This window comes from Roseinatronobacter ekhonensis, from assembly GCF_900499075.1.
Classification (GTDB): domain Bacteria; phylum Pseudomonadota; class Alphaproteobacteria; order Rhodobacterales; family Rhodobacteraceae; genus Roseinatronobacter; species Roseinatronobacter ekhonensis.
Window position 1 is genome coordinate 1 of record NZ_UIHC01000129.1, and the last position, 2,499, is coordinate 2,499.

At 58.7% G+C, this 2,499-nt stretch carries 2 protein-coding genes; both read left to right on the forward strand.

Annotation, left to right across the window (positions count from 1 at the left end):
* Nucleotides 1-114 precede the first annotated feature (114 nt).
* The gene (gene istA / locus ROE7235_RS19275; protein WP_121097605.1) at nt 115-1,644 is read left to right on the forward strand and encodes an IS21 family transposase; all 1,530 of its coding nucleotides are present in this window, start codon (nt 115-117) and stop codon (nt 1,642-1,644) included.
* The gene (gene istB, locus ROE7235_RS19280; protein ID WP_121097608.1) at nt 1,634-2,425 is read left to right on the forward strand and encodes an IS21-like element helper ATPase IstB; all 792 of its coding nucleotides are present in this window, start codon (nt 1,634-1,636) and stop codon (nt 2,423-2,425) included. Before istA ends, istB begins: the two co-directional genes overlap by 11 nt.
* Nucleotides 2,426-2,499: the final 74 nt, after the last annotated feature.

A 2,499-nucleotide genomic window follows, 5' to 3' on the forward strand; every position in this document is an offset into this window, starting at 1 on the left:
TTGTTGATTGCCAATGAGAATTGACCCGGCAGCGGCCAAAATTGTCACTGAGAATTGACCCATGTGCAACCTTGCCCCGGCTTGAACCAGCTGGGGGCATTTGGAGTGATCGACATGGGATTTTTGAAGGTTATCAGGACATGGGCGCTGCGAGACAAGATGCCTATTCGCGAGATTGCTCGGCGCACGGGTATTTCGCGCAACACGATCAAGAAGTATCTACGAGAGGGGATCGTTGAGCCAGCGTTCCAGACGCCGGCTCGTCCGCGCAAGCTGGATCCGTATGCCAAACAGCTGACAGCCTGGCTGGTTTCGGATCAGCGCAAATCACGCAAAGAGCGCCGGACGGCGAAGCTGATGCACGCCGATTTGGTGAATCTGGGATATGACGGTTCCTACGAGCGCGTTGCGGCCTTCGTTCGGGAATGGAAAGGCGAACGGCAGCGCGCGTATCACACGACGGATCGGGGAACTTTCGTGCCGCTGGTGTTTGCACCTGGCGAGGCGTTCCAGTTCGACTGGAGCGAGGACTGGGCCTATGTCGGTGGCGAGCGCATCAAGCTGCAGGTCGCGCATATCAAGCTCTCGCACAGTCGCGCCTTTCTGGTTCGGGCCTATCTGCTGCAAACGCATGAGATGCTGTTTGACGCGCATTGGCATGCCTTCCGCGTCTTCGAAGGCGTCCCGGGTCGCGGGATCTATGACAACATGAAGACCGCCGTCGACAAAGTTGGACTTGGTAAGAAGCGCGATGTGAATGCGCGGTTCACGGCGATGACCAGTCATTATGTCTTCGATCCCGAGTTCTGTAACCCGGCCGCAGGATGGGAGAAAGGGCAGGTCGAGAAGAATGTGCGCGACGCGCGCCATCGCATGTGGCAGCTGATGCCGGCCTTTCCGGATCTGGGCGCGCTGAATGACTGGCTGGAAGAGCGCTGCAAGCTGCTGTGGGCTGAGACGGCCCATGGCAGGTTGCCTGGAAGCATCGCCGATGTGTGGGAGGCTGAGAAGCCAGCGCTTATGCCGCTCCCCACAATGTTCGATGGCTTTGTCGAGGAAAGAAAGCGCGTCTCGCCGACCTGCCTGATCAACTTTGATCGTACCCGTTATTCTGTGCCCGCCAGTTTTGCGAACCGCCCTGTCAGTCTGCGCATTTACCCTGAGCGGTTGATGGTTGTCACCGAGGGGCATGTGATTTGCACGCATGAGCGCATCATCGACCGGTCGCACCGCCAGCCGGGGCGCGTCATCTATGATTGGCGCCATTATCTTGCTGTGGTTCAGCGCAAGCCCGGAGCGCTGCGCAATGGTGCCCCCTTCGTGGAAATGCCTGAACCCTTCCGCATGTTACAGGCGAAGATACTGCGCCAGCCTGGCGGGGACCGCGAAATGGTCGATATCCTGTCCTTGGTGCTGCAACATGACGAACAGGCCGTGCTCTGCGCAGTGGAATTGGCCTTGGAGGCGGGTGTTCCCACCAAGACCCATGTTCTGAACCTGCTCCACAGACTTCTGGATGGCAAACCGACCGACCAGCCGGATGTGAACCCTCCAGCGGCTCTTTCACTAAGCAAAGAGCCAGAGGCCAATGTCGCGCGCTATGATGGGCTGCGCACTCAGAAAGGAACCCGTCATGCGTCATGATCCCGCGGGTGCTGCCCTCATCATCATGTTGCGCAGCCTGAAGATGCCAGGCATGGCGCAGGCCGTGCAGGATCTACTCGATCAGGGAGCGCCTGCATTCGAGGCTGCCATGCCGATCCTGTCGCAGCTGCTCAAGGCAGAAATGGCCGAGCGAGAGGTGCGCTCGATCGCGTATCACATGAAAGCCGCTCGCTTCCCCGCTTACAAGGATTTGTCCGCCTTCGACTTCGCGGCCAGTGAAATGCGGGAAGCTCTGGCCCGCCAGCTCCATCGCTGTGAGTTCCTAGAAGCCGCAGAGAATGTGGTGCTGATCGGTGGTCCCGGAACCGGGAAATCACATGTCGCAACGGCCCTCGGCATTCAGGCCATTGAGCATCATCGCAAACGCGTGCGCTTCTTCTCGACCGTCGAACTGGTCAACGCGCTGGAGCAGGAAAAGGCCCAGGGAAAGGCCGGGAAGATCGCCGAGGCGCTGGTGAAAACCGACTTGGTGGTCCTCGATGAGCTGGGGTACTTGCCATTCAGCGCCTCTGGCGGGGCCTTGCTCTTCCATCTTCTGAGCAAACTCTACGAGCGCACCAGCGTCATCATAACCACCAACCTGAGCTTCGCCGAGTGGGCTACGGTCTTTGGTGACGCCAAAATGACCACCGCGCTGCTCGATCGCCTCACCCACCGCTGCCACATTCTGGAGACCGGCAATGACAGCTACCGCTTCAAGGCCAGCTCAGAAACAGCGAAAAAGAAACGGAAGGAAACACCAGCATTGACGCCATCATGACACGCAGAACATAACCATTGGGTGGGTCAGTTCTCGGTGACAATGCCGGGTCAATTCTCAGTGGCAATCAACAG